This is a genomic window from Devosia lucknowensis (assembly GCF_900177655.1).
GTDB lineage: Bacteria > Pseudomonadota > Alphaproteobacteria > Rhizobiales > Devosiaceae > Devosia > Devosia lucknowensis.
The window spans coordinates 939,015-958,227 of the sequence record NZ_FXWK01000002.1; the positions used below are offsets into that span (position 1 = coordinate 939,015).

Below are 19,213 nucleotides of genomic sequence, written 5' to 3' on the forward strand. Positions count from 1 at the left end.
CTAGCGCGCCCCGGGCAGGAGCCCCGCCCGTTCCAGCGCCAGATGCTGGAGCATGATGATAGTCTTGCCATCGGTCATGGCGGGCGTGCCGAGCAGGCTCAAAGCATCGGCCAGCGGGAGCTCAACCAGTTCAATCTCCTCGCCCTCGGCCTCGAGGCCGCCGCCGGCATGGCGGAGCGTCGTCGCGTCATAGGTGCCGATGTAAAGACTCACCTTCTCGGTCACCGAACCGGGCGAGGCGTACATGTCGCAGACGAAGCGGATGTCGCGAGGGGCATGGCCGGTTTCTTCCAGGGCTTCGCGGGCTGCCGCGACGGCCGGCGCTTCGCCGTCCAGAAGCCCGGCGCAGGCTTCGAGCAGGTCGGGCTCGTCACCGTTGAGCAAAGCCGGGTAGCGGAACTGGCGCACCAGCAAGACCGTGTCGCGCACCGGATCGTGCAGCAGCACGGCGGCGGCATTGCCATGGTCGTAGACCTCGCGATTGAAGCGCTGAACCGTGCCGTCGCGGCGCGTGTAGTCGATCGTACTGTCGGTCAGCCGTCCCCAGTTCTCGGACAACAGTCGCGTCGAAACGACAGTCACTCTCTGGCTCATGCGTGTCTCCCATTGGTCGTGAAGGGGCATAGCCGGTCTCGACCCGCGGCGGAAGTCTCGGCTTCGTCGCGCTTTCCCAAACTGAACGCCGGCTAAATGGCAGGTTCACGCCGGCGTGAACTGGCCTCGGCTAGAAGGCGCTCCATCAGCGGCGACGCAGCGTCGTCCGCATTCGCACTGGAGACCACCCATGACCAAGACCACTCTCACCCTCGCCGCCGGCCTCGCCCTTGCAACGCTCGCCATGGTCGCGCCAAGCCAGGCTGCCACCCGCAGCGTCACCATCGGCATGGATACGTTTGCCGATCGCTGCGTCCAGCAGGGCGGCTTTTTCGAAGCCGCGGCACCTGTTCTGACCTGTCACACCGAAAGCGTTCGCGTCGATTGCGCCTTTGCCACCAGCCACGACGCCAATTGTGCCTGGCCAGGCATCGACAACCGCGTCGCGGTCAATCGCCTGATCGGCATGGGCGACAGCAGCTGGACCTCCAGCACCGGCGGCGGGGTCAAGAAGGGCGGCGGCATCCAGCAGCCGGACCTGCCGATCGACAATGGCGGTGGCGGCGGCGGCATCGATCTGCCGGATCTGCCGATCAAGTGGAAGTAAAAAGACAAACCGCCGGGGCATGACCCCGGCGGTTCCTTCTTGAGCGTCGAGCCGGTTTCCGACGATCGACCGGCCAGTCGTCAGAACTCGTTCCAATCCTCGGCGGCAGCGCCACCAAAATAGGCCTTGGCGGCTTTCTTGACCTTGCCCATCAGGGCGCGCGCGCCGGTGTCGGCGGCGGCGGGCTTTTCAGCGGGGGTGATCACGCGCAGCGTGCGGCCATCGGCCAGGGTGAAGGTCTCCACGAGGCTGTCGAGCTTGCCGGCCTGGCCTTCGGTCTGTTCGATCGAGGCGTTCATTTCTTCCACCAGCGCTGCATTGTGCTGGGTCATCTCGTCCATCTGCCGCACTGCGACATTGACCTCGGCAATTCCGTCGGCCTGGGTCTTGCTGTCGCTGGCTATGGTTTCCATGACCGAGGCGGTCTGGCGGACGCCGGCGATGATGTCGCCCAGCCGCCCGGCCACATCGGCCACGAGGCGGGTGCCGTTGCGCACTTCGGTGGCGCTTTGCTCGATCAGCACCTTCACCTCCGAGGACGCCTGTGCCGCGGACTGGGCGAGACGACGCACTTCCACGGCCACCACGGCAAAGCCCTTGCCGGCTTCACCGGCGCGGGCCGCTTCCACCGAGGCGTTGAGAGCGAGCAGGTTGGTCTGGAAGGCGATGTCGTCGATCAGCCCGATAATGTTGGAAATCTTGCCCGAGGAAGTCTCGATGGCGCTCATGGCGGAGGTCGCCTGATCCATCACGGCGCTGCTGGCTTCCACCACATGGGTCACCTTGTCGGTGCTGGCGCTGGCGTCGCGAGCCCGCTCGGCGTTGAGCGAGACGGTGGTCGCCATCTGCTCCATGGCCGCAGAGGTCTGCTCGATGGTCGCAGCCTGGCGTGTGGTGCGCTCGGAAAGGTCGTTGGCACCGGCCAGGATTTCGGCCGTGGCCGTCTTGAGGGCACGCGAGGTCTCGCGCAGCTCGCTCACCATTTCGGCCAACTTGTCGGCGACATTGTTGGTCGAGGCCTTGAGCCGCCCGAAGGCGCCGGCATAGTCGCCCTGCATGCGTTCGCGCAGGTCGGCCCGGGAGAGGGCGCCCAGAACGGCATCGGCTTCATCCAGCGCCGTTTCGATCGAAGTGAGCATGCCATTGAGATTGTCGGCGATGCGGTCGATCTCGGGATCGCCATGGTGGCTGTCGAGACGGGCGGTGAAGTCGCCATTCATGGCCCGGGCAATCACGCCGTCGAAGGCAGACTGGAAGCGGGCCATGGTTTCGGCGCGGGCGCTGGTGCGTTCGGCTTCGGCGCGCTTGTTGACTTCGGCTTCGGCCACCTGGCGGCCATTGTCCCGGAAAGTCTCGAGGGCGCGGGCCATCTCACCCAGTTCATTCTTGGCCTCAGTTCCAGAGATGGCGACGTCGTAGTCGCCGCCAGAGAGTGTGCGCATCGTGTCGGTCATGCCGCCGATGGCACGGCCCAGCCAGCGGGCGGTGACGGCCGCGACGCCGATGCCGATGACGAGGCCGACAAGACCGACGGCGACGATGAAGATCAGCTGCAACTGCTGCTGGCTGGCAATCTGCGGACCAAGGGCGTTCTGCGCATCCTTGGCGCGATCGCTCATGGCATTGTAGAGTTCGCTCATCTGTATGCCGAGGTCGCGCAGCTGGGTGGTTTCGGCCGTCGCATAGGGGTCGGCACCACCAGCGATGGCGGTTTCGAGCTTGGTAAAGGCTGCGTCGTACTGCTGGGACTGAATGGTTACGGTCTCGATGGCATCCACCGAGACAGGATCGTTGACGAAGAAGGCCATGCCGTCGGCATCGGTGGTGCCGACGTCGAGGATCATTTCGCGAACACGAGCGGCCTGGTCGGCGGTCGGGGCTTGCAGGTAGTCGCCGAATTCCTGGCGCAGGGTTTCGACGTCGCGCACATAGTCGTTGATTTCCAGCGATTGGCGGGCCGCGTCGCGGTATTGATTGAACAGGCCTTCCGCCAGGAATGCCATGGCGACGGCCATGGCCGCGATGACGAGGATAACGGCGACAACGCTGACGAAGGCGGCGTAGATGCGGCCTTTTACGCTGGAAATGAGCTTCATCTTCAACTCCGAAAGATGCGTATAAATTCCAGCAAGGAAACTAATTATTGTTTACCATAGGCGCGGGAAACGCCGTTTTTTTGTGCAAACTACGGATTTTTCCGCATGCGCCATCGGCGAAAAACGAACAGGTTGTGCGCTAAGCGAACAAAGTGCGGGATGCGCCGAAAGTTGGACGGTGATGCCGGGTCGAGGCTTTGATTTCGTAACCATTGGGCGCTAAACACTCGAACCATTCCAAACTGGACGCGGCGACCTGCCGCAGCAGCAAGGCCCCGGATACGCCCCATGTCGGTCAGAGCCCGCCCTACGTCACCGCATCTGCAGATCTATCGCTGGACCGTCACCATGACGATGTCCATCCTTCACCGGGCCACCGGTATCGCCAATTACGCCGGCATGGCGCTCCTGGCGATCTGGCTCGGCGCGGCTGCCTTCGGGCAGGATCAGCTGACGATGGTCAACTACATCTACGGCAGCTGGTTCGGCCAGATCGTACTCTTCGGCTTCACCTGGAGCCTCGTGCATCACATGTGCGGCGGCCTGCGCCATTTCGTCTGGGACACGGCTGCGATGATGGAGCCGGGCCAGCGTGAAGCCATGGCCTGGGCCACGATCATCGCTTCGGTGATCATCACAATCCTGATCTGGACCGCTTTCGTGTGGATGGCCTGATATGCGTGAAACCGTCATAACCACCCAGACCATCGCCAATCCGAAGACCCACTACGGCGATGCCCGCGCCTCGACGCGGCACTTCATCACCCAGCGCGTTACCGGCGGCTTCAATGTCGTCTTTCTCGCGCTCCTGCTGTTCGTGGTCGTTCGCCTCGCCGGCCAGGATCGCGCCGATGTCGTGGCGCTGCTGGCCAACTGGTATATCGGCGTGCCTCTGGCGGTGCTGATCGCTATTGCCGCCGTTCACATGCGCAACGGCATGCGCGACACGCTCGAGGACTACATGCATGGGCGCATCTATAGCCTCGCCATGATGCTCAACACGCTGTTCTGCCTGGCCGTCGCCCTCGTCGGCGCCGGTTCCGTGCTCAAAATCGTCTTCTGGGGTTGATCGAGATGGCCAATTACGAACTGATCGACCACGAATTCGACGTGGTGGTGGTCGGCGCCGGCGGGGCGGGCCTGCGCGCAACCCTGGGCATGGCCGAGCAGGGGTTCAACACCGCCTGCATCACCAAGGTTTTCCCGACCCGCTCGCACACCGTCGCAGCCCAGGGCGGCATTGCCGCCTCGCTCCAGAACATGGGGCCCGACAGCTGGCAGTGGCACATGTACGACACCGTCAAGGGTTCGGACTGGCTGGGCGACAACGACGCCATGGAATACCTGGCGCGCGAAGCCCCGGCCGCGATCTACGAGCTCGAGCACTATGGCGTGCCGTTCTCCCGGACGCAGGAAGGCAAGATCTACCAGCGTCCGTTCGGCGGCCACATGACCGAATTCGGCGATGGCCCGCCGGTGCAGCGCACCTGCGCCGCGGCCGACCGCACCGGCCACGCCATCCTCCACACGCTCTATGGCCAGTCGGTCAAGAACGACGCCCAGTTCTTCATCGAATATTTCGCGCTCGACCTGATCATGGGCGAGAACGGCGAGTGCCAGGGCGTCATCGCCTGGAAGCTCGACGACGGCACGCTGCACCGGTTCCGCGCCAAGCTGGTGGTTCTGGCCACCGGCGGTTACGGCCGCTCCTACTTCTCGGCGACCTCGGCCCATACCTGTACCGGCGACGGCAACGGCATGGTGGCCCGCGCCGGCCTGCCGCTGCAGGACATGGAATTCGTGCAGTTCCACCCCACCGGCATTTATGGTGCCGGCGTTCTCATCACCGAGGGCGCGCGTGGCGAGGGCGGATACCTGACCAATTCGGAAGGCGAGCGCTTCATGGAGCGCTATGCGCCCAACGCCAAGGATCTGGCATCGCGCGACGTCGTCAGCCGCTGCATGACGCTCGAAATCCGCGAGGGACGTGGCGTCGGTCCCAAGAAGGACCACATCTATCTCCACCTCGATCATCTCGATCCCAAGGTGCTGCACGAGCGCCTGCCGGGCATTACGGAATCGGCCAAGATCTTCGCCGGTGTCGACCTGACCCGCGAGCCGATCCCGGTGCTGCCCACCGTGCACTACAATATGGGCGGCATTCCCGCGAACTATCACGGCGAGGTGCTCAACCCCACCGCCGAGGACCCAAACCGCATCGTGCCGGGCCTGATGGCCGTGGGCGAAGCGGCCTGTGCCTCGGTGCATGGCGCCAATCGCCTGGGCTCGAACTCGCTGACCGACCTCGTGGTGTTCGGCCGCGCCGCGGCCCTGCGCGCCGGCAAGGTGCTGGACAAGGCAGCCCCGGTTCCGGGGATCAACAAGGCCGAGGACGACAAGATCCTCGCCCGCTTCGATCGCCTGCGCAATGCCAACGGTTCGCAGCCGACGGCCAAGCTGCGCGACGAGATGCAGCGCACCATGCAGGCCGATGCGGCGGTGTTCCGCACTTCGGACTCGCTCAAGAACGGCGTGGCCGCCATGGGCGAAATTTACAAGCGCCTGCCGGACGTCAAGGTCACGGACCGCTCGCTGATCTGGAATTCCGATCTCGTGGAAACGCTCGAGCTCGAGAACCTGATGACCAGCGCCATCGCTACGGTCGTCTCGGCCGAGGCCCGTCACGAGTCGCGCGGCGCCCATGCGCATGAAGATTTCCCCAATCGCGACGATGTGGAATGGCGCAAGCACACGCTGGCGCATGTGAATGTGGAGACCGGCGATGTGACGCTGGGCTACAGGCCCGTCATCACCGATCCGCTGACCCCGCAGGACCAGGGCGGCATCGATCTCAAGAAGATCGCGCCCAAGGCCCGCGTCTACTGAGGTGTGCCACCTCTGCGACGAGCGCAGCTATGACGACTTTCGCCCGGCGCCCTGCGCGCCGAGCGATGCAAACAAGCAAGTTGAGACGGGTGGCCGCCCCGGCGCCGCCCCCGATGCCGGAGCCGAAAATGCGGACATTTCTCGTGGCGATCACGCTTCTGGCCTCGAGCAGCCTCGCCGTGATGGCGGCGCCGCCGAGCGCGGAACAGAAGGATGAATTCTACCGCGTCTGCATGGGCATCGCGCAGGATGCGGCGCTCTGCGGGTGCAAGGCGGACGCGGCCATGACGCTGATCGACGCGCGGTTCATGGACGTCGTCATCAGCTCGATGAAGGGCGGTTCGCCCGACGCATCCGACTACGACGCGTACAATACCTACGTCGCCAAATCGAACCAGATCTGCAAGCCGAACTATTGAGCTTTACGGGCGACCCAAGCGTCCGCTGAGAGGATATAAAACGATGGCCGAACTGACTTTGCGCAAGGCCGACCAGCCGCAGAAGGGCAAGACCTGGCCCAAGCCGCAGGGCGCCACGCGCCTCCGGGAATTCCACATCTACCGTTACGATCCGGACACGGAGGCCAATCCGCGCATCGACACCTATTTCGTCGATCTGGACAATTGCGGGCCGATGATCCTCGACGCGCTGCTCTACATCAAGAACAACACCGACCCGACGCTGACGCTCCGCCGCTCCTGCCGCGAGGGCATCTGCGGCTCGTGCTCGATGAACATCAACGGCCTCAATACCCTGGCCTGCACCAAGGGCATGGACGACTCCTCGGGTCCGATCAAGATCTACCCGCTGCCGCACATGCCCGTGGTCAAGGACCTCGTGCCTGACCTTACCAATTTCTATGCCCAGCACCGGGCGATCGAGCCCTGGCTCAAGACCACTTCGCCCACGCCGGAAAAGGAATGGACGCAGTCGGTCGAAAACCGCGCCAAGCTCGACGGGCTCTACGAGTGCATCCTCTGCGCCTGTTGCTCGACCTCGTGCCCGAGCTATTGGTGGAACGGCGAAAAATATCTCGGGCCCGCCGCGCTGCTGCAGGCCTATCGCTGGCTGATCGATTCGCGCGACGAGACCACGTCCGAGCGCCTCGACAATCTCGAAGACCCGTTCAAGCTCTATCGCTGCCACACCATCATGAACTGCGCCAAGGTTTGCCCCAAGGGCCTCAATCCGGCCAAGGCGATCGCCCAGATCAAGAAGATGATGGTGGAGCGCAAGGCGGCCTGAGGCCTAGCAGCCTCACCGGCAGCATATCTACAGGGTCACCCCGGCGCAGGCCGGGGTTCAATTTGGAGCCGCGCATGCATCCCGGACCTTCGCCGGGATGACACCCTGGCGCGCGAGATTTTCTGAGCTTCAGAGCCCCAATTCCGCCCGCGACGCCTGCGCCAGTGCCGCAATCAGCTCATCCGGCATCGGCCTGGCCGGCGAAAACGTCACGCCGGTCTTGCTCGCCTTGAGACCCGCCGCGGCAATGGCCTCGGCCTGCGTGCTGATCGCGCCCTTGCTGACATAGAGCCCGCACTGCTTGCTGAAGGCGCCATAGCCGGCAGCGACCACACTTCCCGTGCCAAAACCCGGCATGTCGTAGCGCATGATCTCATCAAGGCCCGGCAAGGCGTGAGCCAGTCGCGCGCGCAGATGGGTCAGGAGCGGCTGGAGCGTTTCGGGTGCGGCGTCGATATAGGCGTCATGATCGGCAAAGTTGGACATGAGCCCATCTTGTGCAATCGCGCCGGTCCGTGCAACCCGCCAAAACGAAGCGGCGGGACCCGAAGGCCCCGCCGCGTCTTCACTCTGTGGCAGCAGGGCTCAGCGCAGCACGATCTTGCCCTGTTCGAAAAGCGCCTTGCAGTCGGCGGCGTCCTTTTCAAGGTCGCTGTCGAGCAGGGTCGAGGCAACGCCCGGACCTTCGAAGCGCGGGTCGTCGCAGATGTTGTCATTGGCGTAGGACGAGGAATTGTCGCCGAAGTCGATTTCCGAGGAATCGTAGGGCGCGCCCAGGATGTAGTTGGGGTCGAAGACCGGCTTGATCGAGATTTCGCCGGCTTCCTCGAGGGCGCGGCAATCGGTGGCATCACCCATCACGTCGTAGCTCGAAAGTTTCTTGGCCATGCCCGGACCGGCAAAGCGCCAGTCGTCGCACTGGCCGTCATTGGCCCATTCCGAGGTATCCGAGCCGTAGTCGAAGGCGCCGCCGAGCTGTTCGGCAGACTTCAGCGAGGCCGTTCCGGCGAGGAAGGCGGCACGGCAATCGCTGGCATCCTTCATGCGTTCGCTGTCGGATGGATCGGATACGACGCCCGAGCCGACAAAGTCCGGATCGTCGCATTCGCCGTCATTGGGCCACGCACCGCTGTCATCGCCGAAGTCGATACGGGCTGCGAGCGCCTCGATCACCGAGCTGGAGACCGGCGTCATCGGGGCATCGCCGGCTTCGCTCGCCAACGTGATCGTGCCATCCTCGAACGCCTTGCGGCAGTCGGTGGCGTCGCGCATGATATCGACATCGGATGGCTCGGTGGCCATGCCTGACCCGACGAAGCGCGGGTCGTCGCATTCCTGGTCGTTCGCCCATTCCGAGCTGTCGTCGCCAAAGTCGATATCGGCGATGGTGGTGGCGTCGCTCTCACCCACCAGCGTCACGGTGCCGGCCTCGAAGGCGGCACGGCAATCGGTGGCGTCGCGGCCGATATCGACGTCTTCCAGTTCGGAGGCCGAACCGGTGCCGGCAAAGCGCGGATCATCGCATTCGCCGTCGTTGGCCCATTCGGACGTGTCGTCACCGAAGTCGATATCTTCGGGACGCGTGCTGGCGGGTGCGGCAGTCGCCGCAGTGTCGTCGCCATCGGTGTCGACCAGGCTGATGGAGCCGGCTTCGAACAAGGTCCGGCAGTCGGTCGCGTCCTTGGCGATGTCGGCATCCTCGAGTTCGCTGGCCATGCCGGTGCCGGTGAAACGCGGATCGTCGCATTCGCCGTCATTGGCCCATTCCGAGCTGTCATCGCCGAAGTCGATCGCAGGCCGCGCCGTGTCGGCGGCCGGCTCGGCGGTTTCGGTCGTGGCCGAGGTTGCCGGCGCTGCGGCCAGCTTTCCATCCTCGCCGTCGGCCAGGGTTATCTTGCCATCTTCAAAGGCGGTGCGGCAGTCGGTGGCATCCTTGCCGCGGTCTGCGTCTTCCAGCTCGGCAGCCGAACCTTCGCCGGTAAAGCGTGGATCGTCGCACTCGCCGTCATTGGCCCACTGGGACGAATCATCGCCGAATTCGATGTCGGCACTGGTCTGCGCCAGGCTCGGCCCGTTCAGGCCTGCGACAAGGATCAGCACGAGGCTCGCCGTGCCCAGACCCCGGTTGAATGCACGCATGAAATGGTCTCCCTCAACACTCAGATGCCGCTTTAGTGATCACCACCTTATAGCGGCTTTATGGCAGCCAGAAGTGAGAATGCGTCAGCTCGGTTCCTCGGCCGCCGCGCGATTGCGCGTTTCGCGACGGGCAAACCACCACGATCCGAGCAGCACCATGGCCGTGCCCAGCGCATGGATCCAGGTGAATTCCTCGCCCAGGATGAAAACGGCCAGAACAATGGTGATGATCGGTCCGAACGAGGCCGTGGACGAGGTGGCGCGCGGTCCGATACGGGCGATGGCGCCGTTGAGGAGGAACGACGGCAGCACCGTGCCGAAGACGCCCAGCATCAGCCCCAGAAACCAGACATAGGGCGAGAAGGTCGCATAGGTCGATGGCCCGTCGACCACGAGGCTTTGGCCGATGGCGAGCACTGCCGCAGTGGACATGCCGATGCAGGTGAAGAGCGCCGATCCGATCGCCAGCATCTGGCGCTTGGCGAAGTGCTGATAAAGCGCGAATGTCAGGGCGGATCCCAGAACCAGGGTGGTGCCGAGCAACAGGCCGTCCGGGCGTACCGTCAGGTTCCAGGCGAAGATGACGAGCAGGCCGCCATAGCTCAGCAGCATGGCCGGCACGAGGTTCCAGTTCATGCGATCGCCGAAGAACCAGACGCCGAACAGCAGGACGAAGAACGGGTAGGTGAACAGTACCAGCCGTTCGTATTGCGCGGACACGAAGGCGAGGCCTGCGAAGTCGAGATAGCTCGAAAGATAGTAGCCGAGGGCGCCAACGGCCATGGTGGCGGCAAGACGGCCCGGCGTCAGCAGCGGGCGCAGCTGCGGGTTGCGCCGCATCAGGGAAACGAGGATGACGAGATACACCGGCAGCGCCACGAGCATGCGCAGCGCCAGCGCCGCCTCGGTGCTCACGCCCTCGGCGAAGGCGAGCTTGATGAAGATGCCCTTGGTCGAAAAAAGCGCGGCACCGGCAAGCGCGAGGCCGAAGCCAACGGAGTCGATCGAGGTGGAGCTATGGGCGGGAGCGGGCGTGGTCATGGGCAAGTTTTTATGCCCGCGCGTCGCGCTTTCAAAGCCGCCTTAGCCACTTTCCGTCCAGCGGCACCAAGGCTGTTATCGGATGTCGACCACCCACGGTTGCGCCCACGAACCGTGGAAAGGAAAAAGCCCGTTGGAAACCATCAACCGCGCGGATGCGCCTTGGCGTAGCTTTCGAGCAGCCGCTCGGTGTCGACCTGGGTGTAGATCTGCGTCGTCGAAAGGCTGGCGTGACCCAGCAGCTCCTGGATGGCGCGCAGGTCGCCGCCGCGGCCCAGGAGATGGGTCGCAAAGGAATGCCGCAGCGCATGCGGCGTGGCCGATGGTGGCAGGCCAAGCGCCGAGCGCAGGTTTTCCATGCGCAGCTGGATAAGGCGCGGTGACAGCGGACCGCCCCGCTTGCCGCGGAACATCGGTTCATCCGCCTCGGGCTGGAAGGGCGAAAGCGCGAGATAGGCGTCGATGCTCTGGCGGACCGCGCCGATCAGCGGCACCAGGCGCACCTTGCCACCCTTGCCGGTGACCCGCAGCGTATCGCTTTCGAGATCGGCACGGGTCAGAGACAGGGCCTCGGAAATGCGCAGGCCAGCGCCGTAGCAGAGGGCGATCACCGCCATGTCACGTGCGCCGATCCATGGTTCTTCTTCCATGGCCTCTGTCTCGGTGATGGTGCGCTTGGCCTCGACGACGCTCAGCGCCTTGGGCAGCGAGCGGGCGACCTTGGGGGTGCGGACGACATTGAGCGCGTCCGTCGCCAGCGTGCCGTCGCGCTCGAGAAAGGCGAAGAAGCTCTTGAGCGAGGACAGCACGCGGGCCAGCGATCGCGAGCCGAGCGTTTCCGTGCGGCGCTGGGCCATGAACGCCCTGATATCGGCGCCGCGCATGTCCCTCAGCGCAGCGAGGGTGACAGGACCGCCCATATGGCCGGCAAGGAAACTCATGAACTGGTCGAGGTCGCGTCCATAGGCTTCGAGGGTCTTGGGAGCCAGGCGACGGACCGCGCCGAGGTCGCGCAGCCAGGCAAGGATGCGGTCCCGGACGAAGTCATCGGTGGCAAAGGCGCTGTCGGTCATGCATCCAGTCTATTGGGCGAGGGTGAACGGATCCCTAGCGTCGCCCTGAACACTCCGTGAACGTCGGGCCGGGTATGGGGCGGATGGAATCGCTTGCATTGGCCGCGCCGTGGTGCGAACAGAACAGGCACAAATGATCGATCGCCCGGACATTGTCGCAGTCATGGTGGGGGTGGCCGTCGAGGGCCCCTACAGCTATCGCGTGCCCGAGGGAATGCTGGTGGAGCGCGGGTCCATCGTGGCGGTGCCGCTCGGGCCCAGGCTGATCCTTGGCGTGGTCTGGGGGCCACCCAAGGATCTCATCGCCCACAACCGGCTGCGCGATATTGCCCATGTCTATGACGTTCCCGCCCTCAGCGAGGAATTGCTGCGCACGGTGGAATGGGTGGCCCGCTATACGCTGGCCGCGCCCGGGCAGGTGTTGCGCGGGGTGCTGCGCTCGCCCGAGGCGCTGGATGCGCCCAAGCCGGTCATCGCCTATCGCCGCACCGGGCACGAGCCGGAAAAGCTCACGCCCGCACGGCTGCGCGTCCTCGATTGCCTCATGGACGACATGGCGTGGCCCAAGCCGGCCCTGATCGGCGCCAGCGGCGTCTCGTCATCGGTGATCGACGGGCTGGAGCGGGCAGGGGCGGTGGAAAAACTCGAAATCCCGGCACCCCCGGTGGTGATGCCGCCCGATCCCGACGACAATCCGGCCCGGCTCAGCCCCGAGCAGCAGGCGGCGCTCGACCAGATCCTGGCACTCGACGCCCACCAGTTCGGCGTCGCGCTGCTCGATGGCGTCACCGGCGGCGGCAAGACCGAGGTGTTCTTCGAAGCCGTGGCCGATACGCTGCGCGCCGGACGTCAGGCACTGGTGCTGCTGCCTGAAATCGCCCTCACCAATACCTTCATCGACCGCTTCACCCGCCGGTTCGGCACGCGGCCCGCCGAGTGGCATTCCGACATGACCCCGGTGCAGCGCTCCAAGGTGTGGCGCGGGGTGCTCGAGGGCACGGTGCGGGCCGTGGTGGGCGCCCGTTCGGCACTGTTCCTGCCGTTCCGCGAGCTGGGCCTGCTGGTGCTCGACGAGGAGCATGACGGCGCCTATAAGCAGTCCGAGGGCTTCACCTATCATGCCCGCGACATGGCGGTGCTGCGCGCCAATCTTGCCCAGGCCCGGGTGGTCCTCTCCTCGGCGACGCCTTCGGTGGAATCGCGCAACAATGCCAATGTGGAGCGCTATGCGCATGTGCGGCTCGAAAGCCGGTTTGCGCAAGCGGCCATGCCCGATGTCACGGCCATCGACATGCGCATCGACGGGCCGGAGAAAGGCGAGTGGATCGCCCCCGGCCTCGCGCGTGAAGTGTTCGCGGCGCTCGACCGGGGTGAGCAGGCGCTGCTTTTTCTTAACCGGCGCGGCTATGCTCCGCTGACGCTCTGTCGCTCCTGCGGGCACCAGTATCAATGCCCCGATTGCTCCGCATGGATGGTTGAGCATCGCTTTCGCGGCGTGCTCATGTGCCACCATTGCGGCCACGAGATGCGCACGCCCAAGGCCTGCGGGGAATGCGGCGAGCCCGAATCGCTGGTGGCGGTGGGGCCGGGCATCGAGCGGGTCGCTGAAGAAGCGGCAGTGCGCTTCCCCGATGCGAGGCGCGTGCTGCTGTCCACCGACATGGGCAGCCATGCCCAGCTGCGCGAACGCTTCTCCGAAGTCGAACGCGGCGAATACGATCTCATCATCGGCACGCAGCTGGTGTCCAAGGGGCACCATTTCGAGAAGCTCTCGGTCGTTGGGGTGCTCGATGCCGATCTCGGGCTCGCCCATGGCGACCCTCGCGCTGCCGAAAAGACCTTCCAGATCCTAACCCAGGTGGCCGGTCGCGCCGGCCGGGCCTCGCGCCACGGCAAGGCGTTTCTCCAGACCTACCATCCCGATCACCCAGTCATGAAGGCGATGGTCTCGGGCGATCGCGAGGCCTTTTATGCCCAGGAGCTGCTCGCACGGGAAGCCGGCGGCATGCCGCCCTTCGGCCGCCTTGCAGCGCTGATCGTTTCGGCCAACGAACAGCAGTCGGCCATGGCCTTTGCGCGGTTGCTGCTGTCCGCCGCGCCGATGGCCGAGGGCGTGCGCCTTTTCGGCCCGGCGGACGCGCCCATCGCCATGATCCGCGGTCGACACCGGGTGCGCCTTCTGGCCCAGTCGGGCAAGGATTTCGACCTTTCGGGCTATATGCGCTTCTGGCTCGGCAATGCCGAAAAGCCCAAGGGCGACGTCCGGATCCAGATCGACATCGATCCGATGAGCTTCATGTAGGTTTTTGCGCGTGTGGGCCGGTGGCCGTCGCGCTGACTTCACGCCCCGCCTGCGACACTTTCGACACGTCTGAATCCGCCCCCGATGCCTTGCATGGCCGGCTTGGCCTGTGTTAGAGCGGGCGCGACTTTTATAGGGGTCCGGCTCGAACCCCGTTTCCGAGCACGTCCAAGCGTTCAAAACCCGCCCGGGCTCCGGTCAACGGAACCACCAAGAGGGTCGGCTAAAAAGAGGGTGAAGCGGCATTGGCAGCGCAGAATTCAGTGCTTACCCAGATTGCGCGGCCATATGCGTCAGCGCTGTTTGATCTCGCTCAGAGCGAGAACCAGCTGGCTCAGGTCGAGACCAGTCTCTCCGATGTTGCCCGCCTGATTGGTGAAAGCGACGATTTCTCGCGCTATCTGCGCTCGCCGGTGATTTCGGGCGACGTCAAGGCCTCGGCGCTCAACGCGATCCTGGGCAAGGCGACGGTCAATCCGCTGGTTGCCAACTTCCTGCGCCTCGTGGCCAAGAACGGCCGCCTCTTCGCGCTCGATACCATCATTGCCGTGTTCCGCGAGCTGGCTGCTGCCGCACGCGGCGAAGCCACGGCCGAGGTGACCTCGGCTGCTCCGCTGACCGATGCGCAGGCCAAGTCGCTGGCCGAGACGCTCAAGGCCAAGCTGGGCAAGACCGTCACGCTCAACCAGTTCGTTGATCCCTCGCTGATCGGCGGCCTTCAGGTGAAGGTCGGCAGCCAGATGATCGACTCATCCCTCAAGACAAAACTCGCTGCGATGAAGATCGCCATGAAAGAGGTCGGATAATGGACATCAAAGCCGCGGAAATTTCTGCGATCCTCAAGGACCAGATCAAGAATTTCGGCCAGGAAGCCCAGGTTTCCGAAGTCGGTCAGGTGCTCTCCGTCGGTGACGGTATTGCCCGCGTCTACGGTCTCGACAACGTGCAGGCCGGTGAGCTCGTGGAGTTCCCGGGCGGCGTCAAGGGCATGGCCCTCAACCTGGAAGCCGACAATGTCGGCGTCGTGATCTTCGGCACCGACCGTGCCATCAAGGAAGGCGACGTCGTCAAGCGCACCGGCGCCATCGTGGATACCCCGGTTGGTCCGGGCCTGCTCGGCCGCGTGGTCGATGGCCTGGGCAACCCGATCGACGGCAAGGGCCCGATCGTCCACACCGAGCGTAGCCGCGTCGACGTCAAGGCGCCGGGCATCCTGCCGCGCAAGTCCGTGCACGAGCCCATGTCCACCGGCCTCAAGGCCATCGACGCGCTGATTCCGATCGGCCGCGGCCAGCGCGAGCTGGTCATCGGTGACCGCCAGACCGGCAAGACCGCCATCATTCTCGACACCTTCCTCAACCAGAAGCCGGCCCACGAAGCCAATGCTTCGGACACCGACAAGCTCTACTGCATCTACGTCGCCGTGGGTCAGAAGCGCTCGACCGTCGCCCAGTTCGTGCGTCAGCTCGAAGAATCGGGCGCGCTGCCCTACTCGATCGTGATCGCCGCAACCGCTTCGGACCCGGCTCCGCTCCAGTACATCGCGCCGTTCACCGGCTGCGCCATCGGCGAGTGGTTCCGCGACAACGGCAAGCATGCCGTGATCGCCTATGACGACTTGACCAAGCAGGCCGTTGCCTACCGTCAGATGTCGCTGCTGCTGCGTCGTCCGCCGGGCCGCGAAGCTTACCCGGGCGACGTGTTCTACCTGCACAGCCGTCTGCTCGAACGCGCTGCCAAGATGAACGAAGACCATGGTCTTGGTTCGCTGACCGCTCTGCCGGTCATCGAAACGCAGGCAAATGACGTGTCGGCCTATATCCCGACCAACGTGATCTCGATCACCGACGGCCAGATCTTCCTCGAGACCAACCTGTTCTTCCAGGGCATCCGCCCGGCCGTGAACGTCGGTCTCTCGGTGTCGCGCGTGGGTGGTTCGGCCCAGGTCAAGGCCATGAAGCAGGTTGCCGGCTCGCTCAAGGGCGAACTCTCGCAGTATCGCGAAATGGCCGCCTTCGCCCAGTTCGGTTCGGATCTCGACGCTGCGACCCAGCGTCTGCTGAACCGCGGTGCGCGCCTGACCGAGTTGCTCAAGCAGCCGCAGTTCAGCCCGCTCAAGACCGAAGAACAGGTCGCGGTGATCTTTGCCGGCGGTCAGGGCTACCTGGACTCGGTTCCGGTCGCCAAGGTCCAGGATTTCGAAAAGCACATCCTGTCGAACCTGCGTTCCAAGCACGCCGATCTCTTGAAGACCATCGCGACCGAAAAGGCTCTGAGCGACGATACGCGCGCCAAGCTGAAGTCGGCTCTCGACGACATCAAGAAGACCTACGCGGCCTAAAGCCTGAAGGAGACGACAGGCAATGCCGTCGCTAAAGGACCTAAAAAACCGGATCGACTCGGTCAAATCGACCCAGAAGATCACCAAGGCCATGCAGATGGTCGCGGCGGCCAAGCTCCGTCGTGCCCAGGAAGCCGCCGAAGCCGCCCGTCCCTATGCCGAACGCATGGGCAAGGTTCTGGCAGCGCTCGGCGCCGTCTACGATGGCCAGGAAAATGCACCGGTGCTGCTTGGCGGCACCGGCAAGGACCAGGTGCATCTGCTCGTGGTCGCAACCGGTGAACGTGGTCTGGCCGGCGGGTTCAACTCGTCGATCGCCCGCCTCGCCCGCGACCATGCCCAGAAGCTCATCGCCCAGGGCAAGACCGTCAAGATCCTGACCGTGGGCCGCAAGGGCCACGACATTCTGCGCCGCCAGTATCCGGAATTGATCGTCGATACGTTCAACTTCCGCGAGGTCAAGCAGGTTGGTTTCACCCAGGCCCAGCAGGTCGCCGACAAGGTGCTTGCGATGTTCGCCGCCGGTGAATTCGACGTGGCGACGCTGTTCTTTGCCAAGTTCGGCTCGGTGATTTCGCAGGTGCCGACGGCCCAGCAGATTATTCCGGCCAAGCTGGAAAAGGTCGACGGCGAAGGCGAAGCTGCGGCGTCTGCCGTGCCTTACGAATATGAGCCGAGCGAAGAAGCCATCGTCGAGGATCTGTTGCCCCGCAACATCTCGGTGCAGGTGCTACGCGCGCTGCTCGAAAACTCCGCCTCGTTCTACGGTGCGCAGATGTCCGCCATGGACAACGCGACCCGCAATGCCGGGGAAATGATCGGCAAGCTGCAGCTGAGCTACAACCGCCAGCGCCAGGCCCAGATCACCAAAGAACTCATCGAAATCATTTCGGGCGCGGAAGCGCTCTAACCGCATAGCGAGGACGAACAAATGGCAGACAAAAAGGCCGGTCGCGTATCGCAGGTCATCGGCGCCGTCGTCGACGTCGTTTTCGACGATCACCTGCCCGCCATCCTGAACGCGCTTGAAACCACCAACAATGGTCAGCGTCTGGTTCTGGAAGTTGCCCAGCACCTGGGTGAGAACGCCGTGCGCACCATCGCCATGGACACGACCGAAGGTCTGGTTCGCGGCACCGAAGTAAACGATACCGGCGCTTCGATCTCGGTTCCGGTCGGCGACGAGACCCTCGGCCGCATCATGAACGTCATCGGCGAGCCGATCGACGAAGCCGGTCCGGTTGTCACCTCCGGCCGTCGCGAAATCCACCAGGAAGCGCCGTCCTTCGTCGAGCAGTCCCCGGAAGCCGAAGTGCTGGTCACCGGCATCAAGGTCGTTGACCTGATCGCTCCCTACGCTCGTGGCGGCAAGATCGGCCTGTTCGGTGGCGCCGGCGTGGGCAAGACCGTGCTGATCCAGGAACTGATCAACAACGTCGCCAAGGCGCATGGTGGTTACTCGGTGTTCGCCGGCGTGGGTGAACGCACCCGCGAAGGCAACGACCTCTACCACGAAATGATCGAATCGGGCGTGAACAAGGACCCGCATGAGAACGGTGGTTCGGCCGCCGGTTCCAAGTGCGCCCTCGTGTTCGGCCAGATGAACGAGCCCCCCGGTGCCCGTGCCCGCGTCGCTCTGACCGGTCTGACCGTCGCCGAGCACTTCCGCGACCAGGGCCAGGACGTGCTGTTCTTCGTGGACAACATCTTCCGCTTCACCCAGGCTGGCGCCGAAATGTCGGCTCTGCTGGGCCGTATTCCGTCTGCCGTGGGTTACCAGCCGACGCTGTCGACCGACATGGGCGCGATGCAGGAACGCATCACCACCACGACCAAGGGCTCGATCACCTCGGTGCAGGCCGTGTACGTGCCCGCCGACGACTTGACCGACCCGGCGCCGGCAACGACCTTCGCTCACCTTGACGCGACGACCGTTCTCAACCGCGCCATCTCGGAAAAGGGCATCTACCCGGCCGTGGATCCGCTGGCTTCGAACTCGCGTATTCTTGACGCGAACGTCGTCGGTCAGGAGCACTATGACACCGCCCGTCAGGTGCAGTCGATCCTGCAGAAGTACAAGGCTCTCCAGGACATCATCGCCATCCTGGGCATGGACGAGCTTTCCGAAGAAGACAAGCTGACCGTGGCCCGCGCCCGCAAGATCGAGCGCTTCATGTCCCAGCCCTTCGACGTGGCCGAAGTGTTCACCGGTTCGCCGGGCGTGTTCGTGCAGCTCGAAGACACCATCAAGGGCTTTGCCGGCCTCGTGCGTGGTGACTATGACCACCTGCCCGAAGCTGCCTTCTACATGGTCGGCACGATCGAAGACGCCGTTGCCAAGGCCCAGAAGCTGGCTGCCCAGGCTGCCTAATTTTGCAATTCGGGCTCGCCGTTCGCGGCGGGCCCTCTGCATAGACCCCCGCGTTTCGGGCTATCTCCGTTAAGGGACCAAAAGAATGGCTGAAGGCCTCAAGATCGAGATCGTGTCGCCTGAGCGGCTGGTGTTGTCCGAGACCGTCGTTTCGGTCACCGTGCCCGGCACGGAAGGCTATTTCACCGTGATGCATGACCACGCGCCGTTCATGACGACGCTGAAGCCGGGCTTCATCACCGTGACCAAGGATGCCGGCACGGCCGACATCTATTTCGTCAAGGGTGGCTTCGCCGACGTTTCGCCGACCGGCCTGACCATTCTGGCCGAGCAGTCAGTGCCGTTCACCGAATTCGACCATGCCGACCTGCAGACGCAGATCCAGGCCGCGCAGGACGAGCTCACTCGCGCCGAAAGCCCGGAAGACAAGTCCTACGCCCAGGAAGTGGTGTCGGGCCTGCTCAACCTCGCAGTCGAAGCCCAGCAGCTCAACGGCGCGCACGTCCACTAAGCGACAC

The 19,213-nt window shown here is 64.3% G+C and carries 18 protein-coding genes; 12 read left to right on the forward strand and 6 right to left on the reverse strand.

Going from position 1 to position 19,213, the window contains the following annotated elements:
* Entirely contained in the window at positions 1-594 is a 594-nt protein-coding gene (locus tag CCK88_RS16935) for an NUDIX domain-containing protein (protein ID WP_086471738.1), read from the reverse strand.
* Positions 595-784: 190 nt separating this feature from the next.
* On the opposite strand from CCK88_RS16935, the gene CCK88_RS16940 reads away from it, so the two are divergent.
* Complete coding sequence (locus CCK88_RS16940; RefSeq protein ID WP_086471739.1) at positions 785-1,201, forward strand: hypothetical protein; 417 nt, start codon at positions 785-787, stop codon at positions 1,199-1,201.
* An 80-nt stretch (positions 1,202-1,281) separates the two neighbouring features.
* On the opposite strand, the gene CCK88_RS16945 is transcribed toward CCK88_RS16940, so the two are convergent.
* Positions 1,282-3,297, reverse strand: coding sequence for a methyl-accepting chemotaxis protein (locus CCK88_RS16945; RefSeq protein WP_086471740.1), 2,016 nt, complete (start codon positions 3,295-3,297; stop codon positions 1,282-1,284).
* A 288-nt stretch (positions 3,298-3,585) separates the two neighbouring features.
* Here CCK88_RS16945 and sdhC point away from each other — a divergent pair, with 288 nt between their 5' ends.
* From sdhC to CCK88_RS16970, 5 genes are all read left to right on the forward strand, one after another.
* Positions 3,586-3,972 (forward strand): succinate dehydrogenase, cytochrome b556 subunit, encoded by a 387-nt coding sequence (gene sdhC, locus CCK88_RS16950; RefSeq protein WP_086471741.1) that lies wholly within the window; start codon positions 3,586-3,588, stop codon positions 3,970-3,972.
* A 1-nt stretch (position 3,973) separates the two neighbouring features.
* Positions 3,974-4,366, forward strand: coding sequence for a succinate dehydrogenase, hydrophobic membrane anchor protein (gene sdhD, locus CCK88_RS16955; protein ID WP_086471742.1), 393 nt, complete (start codon positions 3,974-3,976; stop codon positions 4,364-4,366).
* 5 nt (positions 4,367-4,371) lie between these two features.
* A complete protein-coding gene (gene sdhA, locus CCK88_RS16960) occupies positions 4,372-6,183 on the forward strand; it encodes a succinate dehydrogenase flavoprotein subunit (protein ID WP_086472022.1) in 1,812 nt (603 codons plus the stop codon).
* 128 nt (positions 6,184-6,311) lie between these two features.
* Entirely contained in the window at positions 6,312-6,602 is a 291-nt protein-coding gene (locus CCK88_RS16965) for a hypothetical protein (protein ID WP_140049032.1), read from the forward strand.
* A gap of 43 nt (positions 6,603-6,645) precedes the next feature.
* Positions 6,646-7,428, forward strand: a complete 783-nt coding sequence (locus CCK88_RS16970; protein WP_086471744.1) for a succinate dehydrogenase iron-sulfur subunit — start codon at positions 6,646-6,648, stop codon at positions 7,426-7,428.
* Positions 7,429-7,557: 129 nt separating this feature from the next.
* Here CCK88_RS16970 and CCK88_RS16975 read toward each other — a convergent pair whose 3' ends face one another.
* The 4 genes from CCK88_RS16975 to CCK88_RS16990 form a co-directional block, all read right to left on the reverse strand.
* Positions 7,558-7,914 carry an iron chaperone gene (locus CCK88_RS16975; RefSeq protein ID WP_086471745.1) on the reverse strand — a complete coding sequence of 119 codons (357 nt, stop codon included), beginning with the start codon at positions 7,912-7,914 and terminating at the stop codon, positions 7,558-7,560.
* Between the two features lie 99 nt (positions 7,915-8,013).
* Positions 8,014-9,567, reverse strand: a complete 1,554-nt coding sequence (locus CCK88_RS16980) for a hypothetical protein (protein ID WP_086471746.1) — start codon at positions 9,565-9,567, stop codon at positions 8,014-8,016.
* A gap of 84 nt (positions 9,568-9,651) precedes the next feature.
* Positions 9,652-10,608, reverse strand: coding sequence for a DMT family transporter (locus CCK88_RS16985; RefSeq protein WP_086471747.1), 957 nt, complete (start codon positions 10,606-10,608; stop codon positions 9,652-9,654).
* Positions 10,609-10,751: 143 nt separating this feature from the next.
* Positions 10,752-11,681 carry a tyrosine recombinase XerC gene (locus CCK88_RS16990; RefSeq protein WP_086471748.1) on the reverse strand — a complete coding sequence of 310 codons (930 nt, stop codon included), beginning with the start codon at positions 11,679-11,681 and terminating at the stop codon, positions 10,752-10,754.
* Between the two features lie 133 nt (positions 11,682-11,814).
* Here CCK88_RS16990 and CCK88_RS16995 point away from each other — a divergent pair, with 133 nt between their 5' ends.
* The 6 genes from CCK88_RS16995 to CCK88_RS17020 all read left to right on the forward strand — a co-directional run bounded on the left by CCK88_RS16995 (position 11,815) and on the right by CCK88_RS17020 (position 19,206).
* Complete coding sequence (locus CCK88_RS16995; RefSeq protein WP_086471749.1) at positions 11,815-13,983, forward strand: primosomal protein N'; 2,169 nt, start codon at positions 11,815-11,817, stop codon at positions 13,981-13,983.
* 245 nt (positions 13,984-14,228) lie between these two features.
* The gene (locus CCK88_RS17000) at positions 14,229-14,789 is read left to right on the forward strand and encodes a F0F1 ATP synthase subunit delta (protein WP_086471750.1); all 561 of its coding nucleotides are present in this window, start codon (positions 14,229-14,231) and stop codon (positions 14,787-14,789) included.
* A complete protein-coding gene (gene atpA, locus CCK88_RS17005; RefSeq protein ID WP_086471751.1) occupies positions 14,789-16,324 on the forward strand; it encodes a F0F1 ATP synthase subunit alpha in 1,536 nt (511 codons plus the stop codon). Before CCK88_RS17000 ends, atpA begins: the two co-directional genes overlap by 1 nt.
* Before the next feature lie 22 nt (positions 16,325-16,346).
* Positions 16,347-17,234, forward strand: coding sequence for a F0F1 ATP synthase subunit gamma (locus CCK88_RS17010; protein WP_086471752.1), 888 nt, complete (start codon positions 16,347-16,349; stop codon positions 17,232-17,234).
* Between the two features lie 21 nt (positions 17,235-17,255).
* On the forward strand, positions 17,256-18,695 hold the full coding sequence (atpD, locus tag CCK88_RS17015; protein ID WP_086471753.1) for a F0F1 ATP synthase subunit beta: 1,440 nt from the start codon (positions 17,256-17,258) through the stop codon (positions 18,693-18,695).
* 85 nt (positions 18,696-18,780) lie between these two features.
* Positions 18,781-19,206, forward strand: coding sequence for a F0F1 ATP synthase subunit epsilon (locus tag CCK88_RS17020; RefSeq protein WP_086471754.1), 426 nt, complete (start codon positions 18,781-18,783; stop codon positions 19,204-19,206).
* The last annotated feature ends 7 nt before the right edge of the window (positions 19,207-19,213 follow it).